Genomic DNA, 19,346 nt, shown 5'->3' with positions numbered 1-19,346 from the left:
ATCGGCGGGCCCAAAGGATCGTTGGGCCCGGAGGATCGGCGGGCCCAAAGGATCGTTGGGCCCGGAGGATCGGCGGGCCCAAAGGATCGTTGGGCCCGGAGGATCGGCGGGCCCAAAGGATCGTTGGGCCCGGAGGATCGTCTGGGCCCGGAGGATCGTCTGGGCCTAGAGGATCGGTGGCCGTCCCAGCCGCGTCAGGCGCCACACCGTCCGCCAGCTCATGGGTCGGCGCTCGCCGCCCGACTCGCGCCAGCCCTCCACGAAGCCGCCGAACCACGCCTTCAGTCCGCCCACCGAGCGCATCCGCAGCAGGGTGATGAGGACCCACACCCCGAGGTGGACGGGGATGAGCGGGAACGGGAGGCGGCGGCGGGCGAGCCAGACGCGGTTGCGGGCGTTGACGCGGTAGTAGATGGCGTGCCGGGCGGGCGAGGTCTTCGGGTGCTGGAGGAGCAGTTCGGGGGCGTAGAGCACGGTCCAGCCGGCGTCGAGCGCCCGCCAGGCCAGGTCGGTCTCCTCGTGCGCGAAGAAGAACTCGGCGGCCCAGTCGCCCGTTTCGCCGAGCATGGCCATGGAGAGGGCGTGTCCCCCGCCGAGGAACCCGGTGACCGGGCCGCCGCGCATCGGGTCCTTGGCGCCGACCCTCGGCACGTGCCGCCGCTGGGTCTCGCCGTGCTCGTCGGCGATGCGGAAGCCGACGATGCCGAGGCGGGGGTCGGCGGCGTACAAGTCCTGCACGCGGCGCAGCACATCGGCGTCGACGAGCAGCCCGTCGTCGTCCAGTTCGACGACGATGTCGACGTCCCCGAACTCCCGCAGCCGTTCGAGGGCCACGTTCCGGCCGCCGGGGCAGCCGAGGTTCTCGTCCACCTCGATGAGGGTGACCTCACCGGGCAGGCCGAGCCGTTCGGCGAACTCGGGGAGGGGGCACCCGTTCCCGACGACCACGATCCGCTCGGGCGCGACGTCCTGCTTGGCCACGGAGGCGAGCAGCGCGTCCACCTCGGCGGGCCGATTGCCCATCGTCACCACGGCGACAGCGACCCGCGGCCCGGCCTCCACCACGACACCAACCCCATCCTGTCCACGGACTGCCGACGACATGCGGCGGAGCCGACGACCGCCGGCCCACATCCCGTTTCCATCGACTGTTTACGGCCGGGATGCTAGCCGTTCACGTCGGAGGCTTCGCACAGACTCGGCGCATACGCCGACTCTCCGCCCTCCGTACAGACTTGAGTACGGACGCGGGAGCCGGTCTCACCGGTCATTCCCGGCCCTTCTGCGAGGGGTGGGGCGGGTGGTGTGGATCTACGCTCTCGGCAGGGCGGAGTCCGGGGAACAGCGCAGGTCGCAGGAGCGGAGGAATCGGGTGGGCAAGGGCATGACGCCGGAGGAGGTCGCCCACTGGAAGGCCGTCAGGCGGTACGTCCGTCCACGCGCCGACCGGCGGAGCATCGGCCGGTACGGCGAGTTGGGGAGCGGCCGGTTCCTGCGGTTCGAGGGAGCCACCCGCAGGCGGTTCCTGCGCCCGCTGCTTCTCGACGCCGCGTCGATCACGGACGCCGACCTGAACTCCCTGCTCTCCCACGGCTGGCGGCCCCGCCTCACGGCGGCCTGGCTGATCGGCATCTCCCGGCGGACCTCGTACCGGGCCCGCATCGGTGAACTGCTGCTGGACAGCGAGGTGATGTTCGCGGGATCGGGCTACTGCTTCGCCCTGGCCCGTTTCGGCGCCCCCGAGGACGCCGAGATCCTCACCGCCTACCTGAACCGCTACCTGCCCCGCACCGACCTCCGCTACGACCAGCCCGTCGCCCTGGGTACCCTCCTGCACCTCGACAGCCGCCTCGGCACGGCCCGCGCGGCGCCCTTCACCGCACCCGACGGGCTTTATCAGCGCTGGGTGGACGCCGTCATCCACGAGTCGGACCGTGCCGCGTACGCACCCGACCGGGAGCGGGCGGCCATGGCCCGGCTGTGCGACTTCGCCGGTGGCTGGTCCACGCCGGGCTGAGGCTCGGGTCCCTCCCGCGTCGGGCTCAGGCCCGCAGCGGGTTCGCCCGCACCGCCGCCATCAGGTACCAGGCCGTGGCGCCCGTGTGCCGGTACGGGTAGTAACCGAAGCCGAACCCCGTGTCGAGGGGGCTGCTGGCGGAGACGATGCCGGAGCGGGCGGGGAGGGGGCGGCCGCCGACGGTCTGGGCGGTGCCCAGGTGGTCCTGGGCGCGTTCGAGGGAGGTGAGCAGGCGCCGGGCGCGGGTCTCGTCGCCACGCGCGCCCCGGTCGCGCAGGGCGAGCGCGAGGTGGGCGGTGCCCTCGAACCAGACGCCGTTGCGGTTGGGCTTGGGCTGGAACTCGGCGATGGGCGCGTCCTCGTTGGCGAGGAGGCTGACGGAGCTGAAGGTGACGCCCTCGTACGACTGCCCGGCGGGGACCGTGCTGTTGCGGCGCTCGGCGTGGTCGAGAACGGCCAGGTCCCGGGCCGCCCAGTCGAGGGAGCGCGCGTACCGGCCGGAGTCGAGTGCGAGGTGGGTCCAGGTCTGGGTGTCCTCGGGGATCGGCGATCTGTTGACGGTCACGCCGTCGTTGGTACCGGTGTAGAAGAAGCCGCCCGACGCGCCCTGGGCCGGCTCCCACATCCGCTTCACGAAGGCCTCGGCCCGTGCGCGCCGCGTCCACCACACCCGGTCGCCGGTGAGCCGGGCGAGCCGTCCGAACAGGCAGACCAGGTCCGTGTTGTGCTCGGTCGAGGTGAACGGCAGCTTCTCGTTCGCCCCGTTCACACCGAACTTGTAGCCGCCGAGGGGCTCGTCGGTACGGCCGGTCCGCTCGATCCACTCCCCGATCCGCACCGCGGCGGCGAGGAAGCGCCGCTTCCCGGTCCGCCGGGCCAGCGCGCTCAGCGCGATCCCCGCCCAGGCCATGTCCCCCACGGCCGTGCCCGTGAAGCCGAACTGGGTGCCGACGTTGGCGGTCCCGTCCGCCCGGACGAACCCGTCCGGCTGCGGTACGCCGTCGTAGTAGACGTACGGCCCGACGTTGTACGCCTGGCGCAGCCGGCCGTCGTCGTACGCCGGGTCGTGCTCCTGGGCGTGGATCAGCGCGTCCCCGAGCATCACCGCCCTGGCCCGGCCGTCCTCGGTGCCCACGGCGAGGTGGGCGAGGATCGCGAGCGCGTTGTCGTACGTGAACGCCGTGCTGAACAGGCCCGCCTGGTCGGTGTAGCTCTGGGTCAGCCGGATGGCGCCGTGGTCGGGGTAGGCGTCCATGGCGGCGGCGAGGAAGGCCTGTCCGCGCCGTCGGGCCGAGGCCCCGGCCGTCCGGGGCGCCGCGTGGGCCGGGCCGGAGCCGACGACGGTGAGCGCCGCCGCGGTCCCGAGGCCGGTGCCGAGGAGTGCCCGGCGGCTGAACGCCGGTGAAGCCGGGGCTGCCGGGCCTTGTCTGTCTGCCGGGCCTTGTCTGCCGGTCGCGCCGGTCATGCCGGTGCTGTCGATGCTGCCGGTCATGGGTCTCCCTTGGAAGTGCGGCCTGAGGGCGCGCCCGCAGTCACGTTCTGAGAGCGCTCTCAAGCGCGTGAGGGCTCATTCTGCTGGTGCTCCCGGGACCGGTCAACGCCCCTGCCGGACACGCCGATTGAAAAGGAGGAGGGGGAAGGGCAGGGCGGGGGAAGGGGAGGGCGGAGGGGAGGGGGAAGGGAAGGGGCTGGACAGGGGGCACGGGGGAACGCGGGCGTCCCGCGCACCCCATGGGTGCGCGGGACGCCTTCCGGGAACCGGGGACCCCGGCACGCGCACCCAGCGACGCGGACCCCGGCCCCCGGATCCCGGAACCGCGTGGCCGCTCCTCCACGACAGTGACGTGTGAAGGGCCCACTCACTCCGTCCGCAGCGCCGCGGCCGTACCCGCCCTCGCCGCCCAGCCCGCCGGCAGCAGCGCCCCCGCCACCGCGATGACCAGCCCGCCCAGCGCGAGGGACGCGAGCACGGGAGCGTCGTACACGGCGATGTCCGTGGCCGGCAGGGTCATACCGATGGCGTCGCCCATGAGCGGGATGACGGCCCGGTGCAGCGCGATCCCGGCCGGCACCGCGACCAGCCCCGCGAGCAGCCCCACCCCGGCGACGGAGGTGACGACCATGGCGACGGTCTGGCGGGGTGTCATGCCGAGGGCCTTGAAGACGCCGAGGTCGTGGACGCGGTCGCGGGTGTCGAGGACGACCGTGTTGAGGACGCCGAGCCCGGCGACCACGACGAGCATCAGCGTGAGCATCCCGATCAGTGCGTCCATGGCCACGATCACGCTGGAGGAGTCGGCCGTGGCGGCGAGGGCGAAGGCACCGATGCCGGCCTCGTCGAACGCCCGGTTCAGCGAGTCCGGGTACGCCGCCGGATCGGTGCCCGGCTCGGTCTGTACGTGGTACCGGCCCGGCAACGCCTGTGCGCCGAGCCCGAGTTCGGTGAGGGTGGCGGTCGAGGTGAGCAGGACCATGCCCTGGCCCTGGGTGAAGAAGGCCTCGCCGACGATCCGTACGGTGGCCCGTCGGCCGTTCTCGGTGAGGGTCACCGTGTCGCCGACGCCGATCCCGGCGGCCGTCAGGAAGCGCGAGGTGACCACCGCCTGGCCGGGCCCGTCGAGCCAGTGCCCCGAGACGAGCTCGGGAGCGCCCCACGCCGAGTCTCCCTCGTACGCCACGACGGTCGTCGCACCGGTGATCCCGGAGGCGCCGACCTGGGCCTGGGCGGTGCCGTAGAACCGTCCGGTGCCCTTCTGCGCCCGCAGCACGGCGGTCACGGCCTCCGGATCGGCCTTCTCCGCCACACCGCCCCCGTCCGCACGCACCACCTCGGCGCCGGGCGGCCCCTGCCCGCCACCCGCCTCCACCACGACCGCTCCGGCCGAGTCGAGCCTGCGGCCCTCCTGCACCGCGCCCAGTGTCAGGGCCAGCCCGACGGCGAAGGTGACGGACACGGCGCCGAAGGCGACCGCCGCGGCCACCGTCGCCGACCGCGCCGGCCGCGCGAAGGGATGCGCCAGCCCGAGCCCGACCGCCCTCGGCAACGGCAGTCGGGCCGCGAACCGCCGCAACCGGCGGGCCACCCGCCCACGTCCGGGCCCACCGCGCCCGGCGACCCCGCGCCCGCCCCCGACCGCGATCGCCTCCACCGTCCGCAGCCGCCCGGCACGCAGCGCGGGCACCACGGCCGCACCGGCGACCAGCACGAGCGCGGCGCCGGGCACCGCCACGTCCACCCACACCGGGATCCCCCCGGCCGGCGCGCCGAACGCCTCCCCGACCTCGGCCAGCACCGGAACGGCCAGCGCGTTGCCGAGCGCCACCCCGAGGACGCAGCCGATCGCCGAAGGCACCAACGCCTGCACCACGTAAGCCCGTACGACCTGCGCGGGTGTGAACCCGAGCGCCTTGAGCACACCGATCCGCCGGGTGGCCGCCCCGACGGCGCCGCCGACCACGATCCCGATCACCAGCACCGACAGACACAGCCCGAGCACCCCGAAGGCCGCCAGGAACGGCACGAACGCCATCGCGTTCGCCGTCTCCTCCTGCTTCACCGTCAGGTAGGACCGCGCACCGCTCATCGCCCCGTCCGGCACGGCCGCCACGATCGCGGCACGGCCGACGGCCACTTCGGAGTCGGTGGCGGCGTGACGGAAGCGGTAGAGCATTTCGTACGACGCCGAACCGCCCTCACCGCCAACGCCACCGCCACCGCCACCGCCGTTGCCACTCTCCGCGTTCTTTGTGTTCTTCGCGTTCTTCGCGTTCTTCCCTGCCGATGTCTCCGCCAGCGCCTCCGCCTGTGCCGGTGTCACCCAGGCGTCGCCCGTGCCGGTCACCGAGCGGGCGAGCCCGACGACGGTCAGGGTCGGGGCGCCCGGGGCGTCGGGGACGGTCAGGCGGGCGCCCGGCCGTAGCGGGGTGCCGTCGGCGGCCAGCACGATCTGGCCCGGCCTGGTGGCCCAGGAGCCCGCGATCAGGTCGATCTCGTCGACGGGTCCGCCCGGGTCCTCCCGGCCGACGACGGTCAACGGCGGCAGATCCACCCCGGCCGGCATGAAGTCGGACCCCGTGACGGTGCGGGGCCGTACCGAGAGGGCCAGGAAGGGCCCGGCCGTGGCGGTCACACCGGGTGCGTCGGCGGTCTCCGCGAGCCGCGCGGCCGTCACCTTCGCGCCGTCGAACTGTCCGGTCAGATGCGCGCCGCGCTGCTCCGCGAAGGCCCGCTCGAAGGGTGCCCGCGCGGCGACGAGCAGCCCGACCGCGAGTACCGACGCGGTGACGGCCATCAGCGTGGTCAGCACCATCACCACGGTCTGCACCCGCCGCCGCCCCACCCCGGCCCGCACCACCCGCCCGAGCGCGCTCACCGCCGCACCGCCGCCGTGCCGGAGCCGCCCTCCACGATGCCCTCCAGGCCGTCTGTGATGCCGCCCCGCTCGCCGTCCCGGACCACATCGCGCACGACCCGCCCGTCGACCAGCTCCACCGTCCGGCGGGCGCAGGACTCGGCGAGGCGCAGGTCGTGGGTGACGAGGACGATCGTCTGGCCGTCCGCGTTGAGTTCGGTGAGGAGGGCCCGGACGTCGTTGCCGGACGCGGTGTCGAGCGCGCCCGTGGGCTCGTCGGCCAGCAGGAGGGCCGGGCGGTTCATCAACGCGCGGGCCACGGCGACCCGTTGCCGTTCACCGCCGGACAGCCGGCCGGGATACGCGTCGGCGTGCCGGTCGATGCGGAGGTACTCCAGCAGGCCCGCGGCACGCCGACGCGCCTCGGCCCTGGCCATGCCGGCCAGCTGGGCGGGGAGCAGCACGTTGTCGGCGACGGTCAGGTCGTCCAGCAGATTGAAGAACTGGAAGACCATGCCGACCTTGGCCCGCCGGTACCGCGCCGACCCGGCCTCGCCCAGCCGGTCCACCCGTACCCCGTCGACGGTGACGCTCCCCGAACTCGGCCGGTCCAGCCCGGCGATCAGATTGAGCAACGTCGACTTGCCGCTCCCCGACGGCCCGATGACGCTCACCGCCTCCCCGGCCCGCACGCACAGCGAGACCCCGTCGAGCGCCGGCGGCCCTTCACCGCCGTACGCCCTGCTCACCTCACGGATGTCGATGACGGGCGCGGCGGAGGTGCCGGGCGCGGCGTTGGACGGGGTCGTGGTCGTGGCCACGGAGCCTCCCCAGGAGAGTGGTTGACATGTGGCCCCGACGCTAGGGAGGGGCCCCGCGCCCGGTCGTCACCCACGACGGCGAACCCCTCTGCCGTACCGGAGGGACCCCGCGCCCTCGTCATCCCCGAGATGTACGCGGATGATGTACGGCCCGTCCCCACCGCGAGGGATGTGACGGCCGTCGCCGCTTGCCACACTGGTCCCATGGACGGCGGGGAGGCGCAGGCGGGGGCGCGGGCGGGCGGGTCGCCGTCGAGCGGGGTTCGGGTGGGGTCGTGGGCGGCGTTCGCACGGCTCTGGCGGAGCGGCCTGTCGTTCCTCCTGCACACCACGGTCCCGCTGCCCCGCCCCTCCCGCTGGGCGTGGACGGCCGACGCGTCCCTCGCCCTTCTCCTGGCCGCCTGCACGGTGGGGGCCGCGCTGGCGCAGGACGTGAGCGCGGTCCTGCAGCTGCCGAGCGCGGTGGTGACGCCGGGTCCGGGAGGCGGACCGGTGGTGCCGGTGCCGCCGCCCCCACCCCTGCCGAGCCCCGCGTACCCGGGGCAGGACCTCGGCGGGGTCGACACCTGGCAGCTGCTCCTGGCCGCCCTGACCGCGCTGCCGCTCCTCGTACGCCGCCGCTACCCGCTGACCGCGTTCTGGGCGGTGATCGTCACGACGATGGTGCTCAACCAGCGCCTGGGCGCGGGCGACACGACCGTGTACACGTTCCTGACGTGCCTGGTCGCCGCGTACAGCGCCGCCGTCCACAGCCCGTACCGGCTGCGCGCGCTCACCAGCCTGGTGGCGGGTGCCGCCCTGATCGCGGCCTTCGTCGAGGAGAACTTCCCGTACGTCACCCCGGCCGTGATCCCGTTCCTCGTGCTGCTCGGCGTGGGACTCGGCGCCAACGCGATCCACACCTGGAAGCAGCGCGTGCACGCCCTCCAGGAGCAGCAGGAAGCGGCGACGCGTCTCGCGGTCGAGCACGAACGCTCGCGTATCGCCCGCGAGTTGCACGATGTGGTCACCCACAATGTGAGCGTGATGGTGATCCAGGCGGGCGCGGCACGCAAGGTGATGGACGTCGCCCCCGACCGGGCCCGCGAGGCCCTTCTGGCCGTAGAGGCGGGCGGTCGTACGGCGATGACCGAACTGCGCCATGTGATGGGCCTGTTGACCATGACCGAAGACGATCAGACCGCGACCGCCGGGGTGGGCGCGGGTGGTGGGGCGGGGCCGAGCGGTCATGAGGCGGGGCCTACCGGTTTCGGGGCCGGGCCGACAGGTCGGGCGAGGCCGGCAGGTCGGGCGAGGCCGGCAGGTTCCTGGAGTGGGCCCGGGGCGGCTGGTTCCTGGGCGGGGCCGGCCGTCGACACGGAGTTGGCCCCGCAGCCGGGCCTGGACCAGCTCCCGGCCCTCACCTCCCGTGTCCGCGCCTCCGGCGTCCCGGTCGAGCTGACCGTCACCGGCACACCGTCCCCGCTGTCCCCGGGCGCCGGTCTGGCCGCGTACCGCGTCGTCCAGGAGGCCCTGACGAACACCGTCAAGCACGCCGCGGGCGCCCGGGTACGGGTCACTGTCGACCACACGCCCACCGAGGTCCGCCTGGAGGTCACGGACACCGGCGGCACCCGCACCTCCGCCGCCGCGTCCGGCACTGGCCGGGGCCTGCTCGGCCTGCGCGAGCGTCTCGCCGTCCACGGCGGCACCCTCCGCACGGGCCCCCGCCCGACCGGCGGCTACCGCGTACAGGCGGTCATACCGCTCGACGACGCCCCCACCGAGAACCGGCCCGCCGGGGCCTCACCGGCAGCGGGCCCGCGCCCAGTGGACCCAACCGCCGCGTACCCAACGGCCGTAGGCACAACGGCTGTAGACACAATGGCTGTAGGCACAACGGCCGTAAGCACAACGGCCGTAGACCTTGCAGCCGTAGGCCCAACGGACACAGACCCAACCGACAGGAACCCGTCCCTTGAGGACCCACCCGTCGAAGACTCATCAACCACGAACCCACCCGCCGTGGACCGACCGGTCGGGCCCCCACCTGCCGCAGACCGACCGGCCGGGCCCCCACCCACCGCAGACCCACCCACCGCAGACCGGCCGGCCGAGCCCCCACCCACCGCAGACCCACCCACCGCAGACCGACCGGCCGAGCCCCCACCCACCCCCGACCGACGCGCAGTGAGCCCGCCCGCAGTCAGCCCACCCGTGGCCGCCCCACCCGACGGCCCCCCAGTCGCCCGGGCCCAAGCCGCAGAAATTCCACCCGCTGCGGACCTGCCCAGCGACCCCACGGCCACGGCCACCGGCAACCCACCCCCCGGGCACGCCTCATGACGGCAGCCGGCCGCCCCCTCGTCACGAGCCCCGCAGAGGCCGATCGGCCCCGTGTGGTCATCGCCGACGACCAGGCCCTGGTCCGCACCGGCTTCGGCATGATCCTCTCCGCCGACGGCATCGACGTGGTCGGCGAGGCGGCCGACGGCGACCAGGCCGTCGAAGCGGTCCATCGCACGCGCCCCGACCTCGTCCTGATGGACATCCGTATGCCGGGCACCGACGGCCTGGAGGCCACTCGCCGCATCCTCGGCGGCGCGGTCCCCGACCCGCCGCGCGTCGTCATGCTGACCACCTTCGACCTGGACCGTTACGTCTACGCCGCCCTCACCGCCGGCGCCAGCGGCTTCCTCCTCAAGGACGTCACCCCCGAACACCTGGTGGCCGCCGTCCACCTGGCCCGCACCGGCGACGCCCTCCTCTCCCCCGCCATCACCCGCCGCCTGATCGAACGCTTCGTCGCGCCCGCCCCCGAGACCCCGGCCCTCCATCGCGACCTGGCCCCGCTCACCCCCCGCGAACTGCAGGTCCTCCGGTCTCTCGCCACCGGCCTCAGCAACACCGAACTGGCCGCCCACTTCCGCCTCAGCGAGGCCACCGTCAAGACCCACGTCGCCCGCATCCTCGCCAAACTCCACCTCCGCGACCGCGCGCAGGCCGTGGTGGTGGCGTACGAGACGGGCCTGATCGTGCCGGGAACGGCAGGCGTCGTGCCGGGAACGGCAGCCGGGCCCCCGGCCCCGGAGGGATAAGCCCCGGCCTCTACCGGCCCACTTCGACCGAGACATGCGCGGACAGCGCACGCAGGAAGTCCGCCGCCTCGAACGCGGCCCCGGCGGAGAGGACCCCGACCCCCTTCGTCCGCCCCTCGACCACCCGCTGGACCGCCTCCACGGCGAGGGGCGCGCTGACGGCGTAGATGTCCTGCCCGCGCGCTGTGGCCCGCCGTTCCACGCCCCCGGAGCGCACGACGACGTCGACGAGGAAGGTCTGCGCGGACCGCCCGTGCTCGTCGACGGCGGCCGGGGCGGGTGTGTCGGGCGCCGCCAGGTCCCGCGCGGCCTCGACCGTCATGTACGTGTGCACGTCGGGGACGGTCAGATGGCTGGGCACGGTGACGATGTCCGCCATGCTGAACTCCCCGATCACGGCCCGGGTCCCCATCGGCTCGGGAAAGTCCCACTTCGTGGCGGGCGCCGCGTCGTCCCGGTACTCCAGCCGCCCGTTGCCGTACCGCACCCGCCGTCCGCCCCTGCGCTGCCGCGAGACCGCGCCCGCGACCCGCGTCCCCGCCGTGGGGTGCCATCCGCTCAGCCCGTACGCGACGTGCGCCTCGTCGGCCGCCGTCCAGTCACCCGCGTCGAGCGCGGCGGTGACGAGCAGATCGCCGAGCCCGCCGAAGAAGGCCATGGCGGGCACCACGACCACGCCCGCCGCACGAGCCTTCTCCCCGAACCCCGCGAACGTGTCGAGATTGGCCTCGATCTCGGCCGCCACGTCCACATACGGGATCCCGGCGCGCAACGCCGCCTCGATCACCGGCGCGGCCGTCTTCGCGAAGGGCCCGGCGCAGTTGACCACGGCATCCGCTCCGGCGAACGCCCGGTCGAGCGAGGCCGGTTCGTCGACGGAGGCGACCCGCGCCCGGCCCTCGAGCCCCGGCTGATCCGCGACGAGTTCCCGCAGCTTCTCCGCGTCCCGCCCGACCGGCACCGGCACGAACCCCCGCGCCCGCAACTCCGCCACCACGAAACGCCCGGTGTGCCCATACGCCCCGAACACCGCGACCGTACGCCCCGTCCCCATGACTTCTCCCCACTCTCGTCAGGGCGCCCACCGCCCCGCCGAGTCCATCCTTCCGAGAGCGGACACCGACCACGAGTGTCCGAAACGACGAGCCCCGTACAATTTCCGACATGCCCGCACCGGACAGGACCACCATCGCGATGGCCGTCACCGACGGCATGCTGCACTTCGAACTGTCTCTGGCCTACGAGGTGTTCGGCGCCGACCTGTCGCACCTGGTGACCCCCTGGTACGAGCTGGTCCTGTGCGGCCCGGCCCCGGTCACGGTGGACCGCTTCCGCCTGGAGCCGGACGACGGTCTGGACCGACTCGCCCACGCCGCCACGGTGATCGTCCCCGGCTGGGCCGACGTGGACGAGGACCCGCCCGCCGATCTGGTCGCCGCGGTCCGCGCGGCCCACGAGGCGGGCGCACGCATCGCCTCCCTGTGCACCGGAGCGTTCGTCCTGGCCGCCGCGGGTCTGCTGGACGGCCGCCGGGCGACCACGCACTGGGCGCACACCGACGTCCTCGCCGCCCGCTTCCCACGGGTGGAGGTCGACCCGGACGTCCTCTACGTCGACAACGGCAGCGTCCTCACCTCGGCGGGCAAGGCCGCCGCGATGGACCTCTGTCTGCACCTCGTCCGTCTGGACCACGGCTCGTCGGCGGCCAACGCGGTGGCCCGCCGACTGGTCGTACCCCCACACCGCTCCGGCGGCCAGGCCCAGTTCGTCCCCGCCCCGGTCCCCACCCGAAGCGACCATCCCCTGACCGACCTGTTCCCCTGGGCCCTCGAACGCCTCGACCACACCCTGACCGTCGAGGACCTGGCCCGCCGGGCGAACATGAGCTCCCGCACCCTGACCCGCCACTTCCGCGCCGCCACCGGCACGACCCCCCTCCAGTGGCTCCTCACCCAACGCATCCGCCGCGCCCAGGAACTCCTGGAAACCACCCCGCACAGCATCGACACCATCGCCACCGCCACCGGTATGGGCACCGCCACCACCCTCCGCCGCCACTTCAACCGCACCCTCGGCGTCCCCCCGGACACCTACCGCCGCACCTTCCACGCCACCCGCCCCGACGCCCGCTGACGGACGTCGGCCACGGGAGAGGTCGACGCCGGTGAACCATCGCCCACTCGGAGTCGGAGGCCCAGGTGCGGGCCGTGGCCGACCCCACCTGACGACGCCGCGGGGTGGTCAGCGCCGCAGATGGGCCAGGACCGCGAGCCTGGCCCAAGTGATCCTGCCCTGTGCCGCGTTGGGCCTGCCTGGCGTACTGGTGCCGGGCGCCCCGGCCTTGCGCGTACGCGCGGTCCGGGCGGCGCGGGCACGGGATCGAGCAAGGACGACTGCGGGGTACAGCCACCTTCGGCGCACCGAGCGGAACCGTCGGCCAGTGACTCCGGCGCCTCGGAACCGGAGCCGGCGAAGTTCCCGCCGGGCGCCCGCCTACGTGCTGCACACCGTCCGCAGGGCCGGCCGCCGGTCGGGCTGTGCGGCCGCCACCTTCTGTACGTCCGTCAGGAGGCCGGGTACGTCGAGGTCCTCCCCGGCGGCGGCCCTGGCGATGGTCAGCAGGACGGCCTCGTAGAAGGCGTCGCGGACTGCGGGGGCCATGACGTCGGAGGCGTCGAGGCAGCGGGGACCCGTGCCGGTGAGGCGTTTGGCGATCTCCTGCTCGACGGGTCGGTCCCGTGGTCGCACCCGGCGGTTCGCCGAGAAGACGTTCGCGGAGTCGGCCCACTTCTGCTGGCCCTCCCGGGAAGCCAGCCGTTCGATCAGGTCACGGGCCTGCGGACGGTCGCTGAACAGCGCGGCGAAGTCACCGGTCACCTCATGGGCCCGCACCCGGTAGGGGCCTCCGGGCAGCAGTGGGGCGGAGTCCATGAGGCCCGCCTGCTTCCCCTTGTCCCGGTAGAAGGAGCGGGCGAAGGAGCCCTGGTGCTCCAGGGCACACCCGTGGAGGCCCTCGAAGAGGAGCCCGTACCCGGCGGGGTCGCCGCGGTGATCGGTGAGCAGGGCGCGCTCGGCCGCCTTCCTGTCCTGCCGCAGCAGACCGGCCCACGCCTCCCACGCGCTGCGCACCGCGGTCCCGGTCCACTGCACCTCCGCGTCGCCCAGCGCCCACTTCCCGTAGGTGGCCGGGCCCTCCCGTTGCAGCACGAGGTCCTCGATCCAGTCGCTGCCGGGCCAGCCGGAGGCACCGTCGTCCCCCATGCCGATGCACCAACTCGCCGACGGGGCCGGTGAGCCGGCCGGCCTGTCACCCTTGCGGTACCAGACGATGCTCTTCAGGTCCGCCTTGACCGGCACCCAGTACGCGTCTTGCGAGGACTCGTTCACCGGCTTCCACGGGGCCCCGTACTCCTCCTCGGCGAAGAGGCCGTCGAGCGCCTTGAGGCGGTGCTGGCCGGCGTACTCGGCGAGTTCGCCGACGCCGGGCATGATCGCGATGTCCGGGGGCTCCCCCGACTGCACCTTGGACAGCAGCACCTCGCGCTGGGCGGCGGTGCCCTGGTACTCGAAGGGGATGCCGAAGCCCCGCAGCACGTGCTCGAACTGCGCGCCCTGCTCGTCGGTCCACGGCCCGAGAATGGTCACCGGCTCGTCGTCCCGCTGCGACCAGACCGCCACCATGCTGCCGGCCGAGACCATCACCAGCACCACGAGAAGCACCAGCACCTTGAACCGCCGGGTCACCGTCGCCTCCAGTAGTCGCTGTCGAGCCGGAGACCGAGCCCCACCACGGGCAGGACGACGAGCAGCAGGCCGCCGGTCAGGGTGCCCTGGTGGACCCGTTCGGTCCAGGTGTCGTCGGCCAGGACGCGCCGGATGTCCTCGGACCTGTCCGTGACGGTCTGCTGGAAGCCCTCCAGCTCCGGGCCACCGCTGCGCTCCCGGGAGACCCCGGTGATGTCCCCCAGGCCCCCGACCACCCTGTCGAGGTCGTCCTGGGCGGAGGACATGGTCAGCAGCGGCACGATCCCGAGCAGGACGGTCAGGGCGAAGGCCGCGAGCAGGTACGGGTTCCAGTCGCGGCCGCAGCGGTCGCGCAGCACGAACAGCGCCGAGAGCAGGGCCAACGCCATGGCTGCCAGGGCGAGTTCGGCGAGCCACCAGCCGCTCCGCTGCAGCCACCCCTCGGTGGCGACGGCCTCGGCGTGTTTCAGCTGGACCGTCTGCATGTCGTCCAGGCGGAATACGAGTCCCACACCGGGCCGGGTGAGCAGCGAGCGCGCCTCGGCGAGTTTCTGCTCGCGCATGAGCGGCCGGTCGCGGTACGTGGACGTACCGAGATTGATGGAGTTGCTGTAGGTGGCGAGCAGCCCGTTGACGGTGCCGAGGTCCTGGTCCGTACGGTCCGCGATCCTGGACAGCCCCTGGTCGGCGGCGGAGAGCTGGGCCCGATAGGCCTCGCCCGCGCCCGCGACGTCGACGAGTTCCAGGTCCACCAGGACCCGGGCCTCGTGGTCGGCGCGCAGCACCGCGAGCCGGGTGGCGGCGAGCCCCTGCACGGCCGGCGCCTCCTCGGTGGCGAGCGCCTGGGCGCCGCCCTGGATCTGACGGCAGGAGACGTACAGGGCGCCGGCCGCCACGAGCGCGCACACCGCCAGGACCAGCAGATGCGCCTCCAGCAGCCGACGGGTCCGCCGCCCGCGCAGCCGCTCGCGCCAGAAGGCGCCGAGGGAGGAGGGAGCGTGCAGGAAGTACCGGGCGTACCAGGGACAGGGAGAGGCGTACGGGGAGTGTCCGTGCCGGGAAGCGGCGAGGGGCCGGCCGCTCCGGGAGCCCGTGCTTCCGGTCGTCACAGCAGCCTCTCCCCGCAGGCGACGCAGTAACGGGCCTCACCCCCGGCCGGGGTGGCGCACCGGCCGCAGCGCGGGCCCGGCAGCGGACCGGCGGAGTCGGTCAGGGGCACGGGACGGGACCCGGCGCGCAGGATCATCGGGCCGAGCGTGTCGGCGGCGACGGCGTGGCGCAGCCGGACCCGCCCCGCGGGCGCGTCCTCGATGTCGGCGACCGCGCGGATCTCGTCCAGCACCCAGTCCGTGCCGAACCGGTCCGCCAGGCGCGCGGCCCGCCCCAGGTGGCCCTCGGCGGCGTTCCGCTGCTCCTCCCCGAGAGCGACGAGGCCCCGGCGCAGCGCCTCCCGCATCACGGTGGTGGACTTCTGGTCGCGCACACTGGCGGCGCCCGCCGGCACATCGGGCGGCGGCAGTTCGGGGCGGTGCCAGCGGGCGGTGACGGACGCGTGGACGTCGCCGACGGAGACCATCGCGAACTGCAGGCAGGTCTCCAACGGGTCTCTGTCGGCGTCGGCGACGAGGGTGAGCAGGTAGTCGCGTCCCCCCTCCTCCCACTGGTACGTCGGAAAGCTCCAGCGGTGCGGCCGGCCGGGCTGGGGCAGCCCGCCGAGGCGGTGCGGCCGGGGCGCCTTCTCGCTCAGCGCGACCTGCCGCACCGAGGGCCGTACGGTCACCTCGATCGGCAGCTGGGGGGTGTGCACCCGGCGCAGCCGCTGGATCGCGGCGGTGATCGCACCGCCGAGGCCGTCGTCCACGAACTCGGCGGTGCCGTGCAGCCGTTCGGCGAGTGTCAGCAGCGGTTCGGGGGCCCAGTCCGCGCCCACGGCGAGCACGTCGCAGGTGAAGTGCCCCGCGCAGGCGTCGAGTTCCTCGTCGAGACGGGTCTCGCCGGGGGCGCTGCTGCCGTCGGTGATCAGCAGCAGATGACGTACGGACAGCGGGCGGGCGGCGAGCAGGGCGCGTGACATGGCCGCCCAGGCGGCGTACCCGGCGGGGCGCGGACCGTCCCGGTGCAGCGGGATCGCGCCTGCGGCGAAGGCTGCCCGGCGTTTCTCGCGCCCGTCGGCGACGGCCCACTCGGCGTCGCCGGACGGGTGGCACCGGACGGGCTCGGGGCCGGCGCCGAGCACGGTGAAGGAGATGCCGTCGGGCAGGGCACGCAGCGCGGCCGGCAGGGCGTGCCGGACGGCCGCCCGGAGGGGCTCGGCGACGTCGATCGCGATGATCACGGCGAGTTCGATCGCGGGCAGCTCGGCGGGCGCGCCACCGGCGGTCACGTCGACCCGCAGATGCGCCTCGATCTTCGCGCTGCGGTGCGGTCGCAGATCGCCGCCGAGGTCGACGCGCAGCCGGATGTCCGGCTGCGGCAGCCGGGTGTGGTTGCTCGGACGGCCGCTCGTGTCCCGGCTCGGGTGCCTGCTCATGCCGTGCGTCACCGTTCCTTCCCCCGTCCTCGCCGAGCGGACCGCGCGGCTGCCGTCCGCCGTTTCGCCGCCGCACGGCGGATCACGATCCACGGAAGTCACACCCCACGTTCCTGCCCCGCCACCACCGACCGCACCCACGCCCCGCCGCCCCGCCGAGCCACCGCCGCGCGGCCCGATCACGGAACCGCTGCCACACAGCGGATCACGATCCACGAAGGTCACACCCCACCTCCCTGCCCCGCCACCACCGCCCCCACCCCGCAGCCCGCCGCCCGCCGCCCGCCGCCCGCCGAACCACTGCCGCACCACGCGATCACGGAACCGCTGCCACACGGCGGATCACGATCCACGGAAGTCACACCCCACGTTCCTGCCCCGCCACCACGCACCGCACCGCACCCCGCACCCCGTCCGCCCGGCACTCAGACCACCGTCTGTGGCCGTACCGCCTGCATGAGGTCCACGAGGTGTTCGTGGGCGGCGGCCGAGCCGCCGTGCCGGGCGGCCAGTTGCCGGTAGTGCGACTCGATCCGCTCGCGCAGCTGCCGCTCCTGCGCGCTCAGACGTCTCAGGCCGCGAGCGTCGAGCCGTCCGCCGCCGCCCCCTTCCCGGGGGCCGGGCCGGTCGTCGCGGCTGTACAGCGCGTCCAGTTGCCATTCGTGCAGCTCGGTGCTCAGGCGCAGCGCCTCGTCCTCGGACAGGCTCGGCCCGCCGGCGCCCGGCTCCCGGCGTACGAGGCCCCGCAGTTCGGCCAGCGCCGTGTCGACCTCGGTGGGCTCGGGCAGCGGAGCGGTGTCCCGGGGCAGCCGGGCCGCGCGGATGCGCAGGGAGGCGATCCGGGCGACGGTGTGGTCCAGGGTTCCGGGGCGGACCCCGCCGAGGACGTCGAGGGCGGTGCGGCGGTCGCCCGCGCGGAGGGCGAGCCGGGCGAGGCCCAGGGCGGCGCCGCCGTGCGCGGGGTTGCGGGCGAACACGGCCTCGTACAGCTCCTTGGCGGTGGGCCCGGCCGCGCTGTCGCCGAGCCGCTCCCCGCAGTAGGCGAGGGCCAGCTTGGGCGCGTACTCGCCGGGCAGTTCGAGGCGGACCTTCGTGAAGTGGCCCTGGGCCTCGGCGACCTGGCGCGGGTCGTCGTCGAGGTCGGCGCGGCGCAGCGCGACCAGGGCGCGGTGCCACTCCAGCCGCCACCGGCGCACGGCGGACGGTCCCGGCAGGGAGTCGGCGGTGTCGAGTTCCTCCTGGGCCCGCTCCAGGTCGTCCCGTGTGTTCCGGCCCAGCAGGACCCGTACGTTGTGCAGCCGGATCTCCACCGAGGGCGGCTTGCCGTCCTCCTGGTCGAGGAGCCGGCCCGGGTCGTAGCCGCTGCTCACCTCGAACCGTGTGGTCTGCGGGTCGCCCGGGTAGCGCCGGGGCACCGGCAGCCGGCGGGCGATCTCGGTGGGGGTGGGGGCGCCGAGGTCGAGGGCGGGGGCCAGGGGCGGGTCGTAGCGGTCGCGGCGGGGGCGGTCCAGCCAGTGTTCGATGCCCGGCACCGTGCCGAGCCGGGCGCCGAGCAGCTGCGGGGACGGCCAGAAGTAGTCGGAGGGTTCGGGCGGGTCGCTCTTGCCGCGCAGGGCGCGGATCTCCCGCAGGGCGCCCCGCAGTTGGCCCGCCATCTCCCGGGCGTCGGCGAAGCGCAGGCCTGGGTCGCCTCGGGTGGCGCGGTCGAGGACCCCCCGGAAGGAGGCGGTGCCGAGGCCGGGCACCTCGTCGACGGCCCAGCCGGCGAGTTCCCGCAGGGTGACGCCGACGGTGTGCAGGTCGTGGGCGGTGGTGGGCATGGGCGAGAACGCCGTCTCGGGTGCCATGTAGTCGGGGGTGACATGGGCGGGCGGCTGGCTCTGGCCCTGTTCGCGCATCCCGCCGAGGTCGATGACCTTGACGCCGTCCCCGTGGTGCACGACGTTCGACGGCTTCATGTCCCCGTACACGAAGGCCCGTTCGCCGCCCGCGTGCAGATGGACGAAGGCTTCGAGGATCTGGCAGCCGTACGCGGCGACGTGTTCGATGTCGAGGACGGACTCGCCGCGCCGGGTCTCCTTGACGACCTTTTCGAGGGTGCCGTCGCCGACGTCGTCCATGACGATGTAGCCGCCGGTGACCTGCCCGGTGCCGTCGCGCCGGGCGACGAAGTCACGGATCTGGACGATGCGGGGGTGGCGGATGGCAACGAGGTTGCGACGCTCGACGTCGGCGAGCCGGGCCCCGTCCTGCTCGTAGCGGTTGAGCATGCCCTTGACGGCGACCACGTCACCGAGATGGGTGTCCTCCGCGAGATAGACCCAGCCCTGGCCGCCGTGCGCGATGGGCCCCATGATCCGGTACTGGTCGCGCAGCACGTCGCCCTCGGCGAGTTCGGGCCGGTACGAGTAGGGCTCGCCGCAGGCCGGGCAGTACCCCTCGACCGGCACCCGGCCCACGGTGTAGGGCGGTGCGAAGGTGATGCCGCACTCGGGGGACGAGCAGCTCATGCGGACGCGCAGCGGCGCCTCGGGGTGGATGAGGCGTTCCTGCGCGGGGCGCGGCACCCGCTCGGGCAGCGCGAGCAGCTCGGCGGGACCGAACTCGCGGGGGTCCTCGGGCAGTGCGGGCAGCCGGGGGCCGTTCTCCGCACGGCCGCACACGGCGCAGTGGCCGGTGGGCAGCACGGTGCCGCCGCAGGGGGCGCCGGTGAAGCGCCGGTGCGGGCAGAGCGTCGCCCTCCCGTCGTCCGGCCCCTGCCTCGGCCGGGCACCGGACCCCATGCCGGGCGTCGTCCCAGGCGTC

Annotated in this window: 13 protein-coding genes; 4 read left to right on the top strand and 9 right to left on the bottom strand. The window is 74.2% G+C overall.

Annotated features, from left to right (window positions below; translation table 11 throughout):
• Positions 1-165: 165 nt before the first annotated feature.
• On the bottom strand, positions 166-1,104 hold the full coding sequence (locus tag OG858_RS26420; RefSeq protein ID WP_319321602.1) for a glycosyltransferase family 2 protein: 939 nt from the start codon (positions 1,102-1,104) through the stop codon (positions 166-168).
• A 196-nt stretch (positions 1,105-1,300) separates the two neighbouring features.
• On the opposite strand from OG858_RS26420, the gene OG858_RS26415 reads away from it, so the two are divergent.
• The gene (locus OG858_RS26415; protein ID WP_328544352.1) at positions 1,301-2,017 is read left to right on the top strand and encodes a DUF6000 family protein; all 717 of its coding nucleotides are present in this window, start codon (positions 1,301-1,303) and stop codon (positions 2,015-2,017) included.
• A gap of 25 nt (positions 2,018-2,042) precedes the next feature.
• Here the strand turns inward: OG858_RS26415 and OG858_RS26410 are convergent, their stop codons facing one another.
• The 3 genes from OG858_RS26410 to OG858_RS26400 form a co-directional block, all read right to left on the bottom strand.
• Positions 2,043-3,509, bottom strand: a complete 1,467-nt coding sequence (locus OG858_RS26410; protein ID WP_086749194.1) for a Tat pathway signal sequence domain protein — start codon at positions 3,507-3,509, stop codon at positions 2,043-2,045.
• A gap of 367 nt (positions 3,510-3,876) precedes the next feature.
• On the bottom strand, positions 3,877-6,390 hold the full coding sequence (locus OG858_RS26405; RefSeq protein WP_328544353.1) for an ABC transporter permease: 2,514 nt from the start codon (positions 6,388-6,390) through the stop codon (positions 3,877-3,879).
• Positions 6,387-7,190 (bottom strand): ABC transporter ATP-binding protein, encoded by an 804-nt coding sequence (locus OG858_RS26400; protein WP_327724644.1) that lies wholly within the window; start codon positions 7,188-7,190, stop codon positions 6,387-6,389. The genes OG858_RS26405 and OG858_RS26400 overlap by 4 nt, the downstream gene beginning before the upstream one ends.
• A 204-nt stretch (positions 7,191-7,394) precedes the next feature.
• Here OG858_RS26400 and OG858_RS48545 point away from each other — a divergent pair, with 204 nt between their 5' ends.
• Both OG858_RS48545 and OG858_RS26390 read left to right on the top strand, forming a co-directional pair.
• Positions 7,395-9,515, top strand: a complete 2,121-nt coding sequence (locus OG858_RS48545; protein ID WP_412775403.1) for a histidine kinase — start codon at positions 7,395-7,397, stop codon at positions 9,513-9,515.
• Positions 9,512-10,267 carry a response regulator transcription factor gene (locus tag OG858_RS26390; protein WP_328544354.1) on the top strand — a complete coding sequence of 252 codons (756 nt, stop codon included), beginning with the start codon at positions 9,512-9,514 and terminating at the stop codon, positions 10,265-10,267. Before OG858_RS48545 ends, OG858_RS26390 begins: the two co-directional genes overlap by 4 nt.
• A gap of 10 nt (positions 10,268-10,277) precedes the next feature.
• Here OG858_RS26390 and OG858_RS26385 read toward each other — a convergent pair whose 3' ends face one another.
• On the bottom strand, positions 10,278-11,321 hold the full coding sequence (locus OG858_RS26385) for a saccharopine dehydrogenase family protein (protein WP_319065515.1): 1,044 nt from the start codon (positions 11,319-11,321) through the stop codon (positions 10,278-10,280).
• Positions 11,322-11,431: 110 nt separating this feature from the next.
• Between OG858_RS26385 and OG858_RS26380 the strand changes: the two genes are divergently transcribed.
• Positions 11,432-12,400: a helix-turn-helix domain-containing protein gene (locus tag OG858_RS26380; RefSeq protein WP_319065516.1), complete on the top strand. Its 969-nt coding sequence runs from the start codon at positions 11,432-11,434 to the stop codon at positions 12,398-12,400.
• Positions 12,401-12,760: 360 nt separating this feature from the next.
• Here OG858_RS26380 and OG858_RS26375 read toward each other — a convergent pair whose 3' ends face one another.
• The 4 genes from OG858_RS26375 to OG858_RS26360 all read right to left on the bottom strand — a co-directional run bounded on the left by OG858_RS26375 (position 12,761) and on the right by OG858_RS26360 (position 19,324).
• Positions 12,761-14,011, bottom strand: a complete 1,251-nt coding sequence (locus OG858_RS26375; RefSeq protein ID WP_328544355.1) for an extracellular solute-binding protein — start codon at positions 14,009-14,011, stop codon at positions 12,761-12,763.
• Positions 14,008-15,120: a hypothetical protein gene (locus OG858_RS26370; protein WP_327724642.1), complete on the bottom strand. Its 1,113-nt coding sequence runs from the start codon at positions 15,118-15,120 to the stop codon at positions 14,008-14,010. The genes OG858_RS26375 and OG858_RS26370 overlap by 4 nt, the downstream gene beginning before the upstream one ends.
• Complete coding sequence (locus OG858_RS26365; RefSeq protein WP_319262596.1) at positions 15,117-16,541, bottom strand: hypothetical protein; 1,425 nt, start codon at positions 16,539-16,541, stop codon at positions 15,117-15,119. The genes OG858_RS26370 and OG858_RS26365 overlap by 4 nt, the downstream gene beginning before the upstream one ends.
• A gap of 425 nt (positions 16,542-16,966) precedes the next feature.
• Positions 16,967-19,324: a tetratricopeptide repeat protein gene (locus OG858_RS26360; RefSeq protein WP_328544356.1), complete on the bottom strand. Its 2,358-nt coding sequence runs from the start codon at positions 19,322-19,324 to the stop codon at positions 16,967-16,969.
• Between the last annotated feature and the right edge of the window lie 22 nt (positions 19,325-19,346).

The organism is Streptomyces europaeiscabiei (assembly GCF_036346855.1).
In the GTDB taxonomy this organism is placed as follows: Bacteria; Actinomycetota; Actinomycetes; order Streptomycetales; family Streptomycetaceae; genus Streptomyces; species Streptomyces europaeiscabiei.
This window is presented reverse-complemented; position numbering and strand designations above follow the sequence as displayed.

Excerpts from the sequence above, each read along its gene's own strand:
- OG858_RS26420 (WP_319321602.1), bottom strand. The coding sequence starts at position 1,104 with ATGTCGTCGGCAGTCCGTGGACAGGATGGGGTTGGTGTCGTGGTGGAG.
- OG858_RS26410 (WP_086749194.1), bottom strand. The coding sequence starts at position 3,509 with ATGACCGGCAGCATCGACAGCACCGGCATGACCGGCGCGACCGGCAGA.
- OG858_RS48545 (WP_412775403.1), top strand. The coding sequence starts at position 7,395 with ATGGACGGCGGGGAGGCGCAGGCGGGGGCGCGGGCGGGCGGGTCGCCG.
- OG858_RS26390 (WP_328544354.1), top strand. The coding sequence starts at position 9,512 with ATGACGGCAGCCGGCCGCCCCCTCGTCACGAGCCCCGCAGAGGCCGAT.
- OG858_RS26385 (WP_319065515.1), bottom strand. The coding sequence starts at position 11,321 with ATGGGGACGGGGCGTACGGTCGCGGTGTTCGGGGCGTATGGGCACACC.
- OG858_RS26380 (WP_319065516.1), top strand. The coding sequence starts at position 11,432 with ATGCCCGCACCGGACAGGACCACCATCGCGATGGCCGTCACCGACGGC.
- OG858_RS26365 (WP_319262596.1), bottom strand. The coding sequence starts at position 16,541 with ATGAGCAGGCACCCGAGCCGGGACACGAGCGGCCGTCCGAGCAACCAC.
- OG858_RS26360 (WP_328544356.1), bottom strand. The coding sequence starts at position 19,324 with ATGGGGTCCGGTGCCCGGCCGAGGCAGGGGCCGGACGACGGGAGGGCG.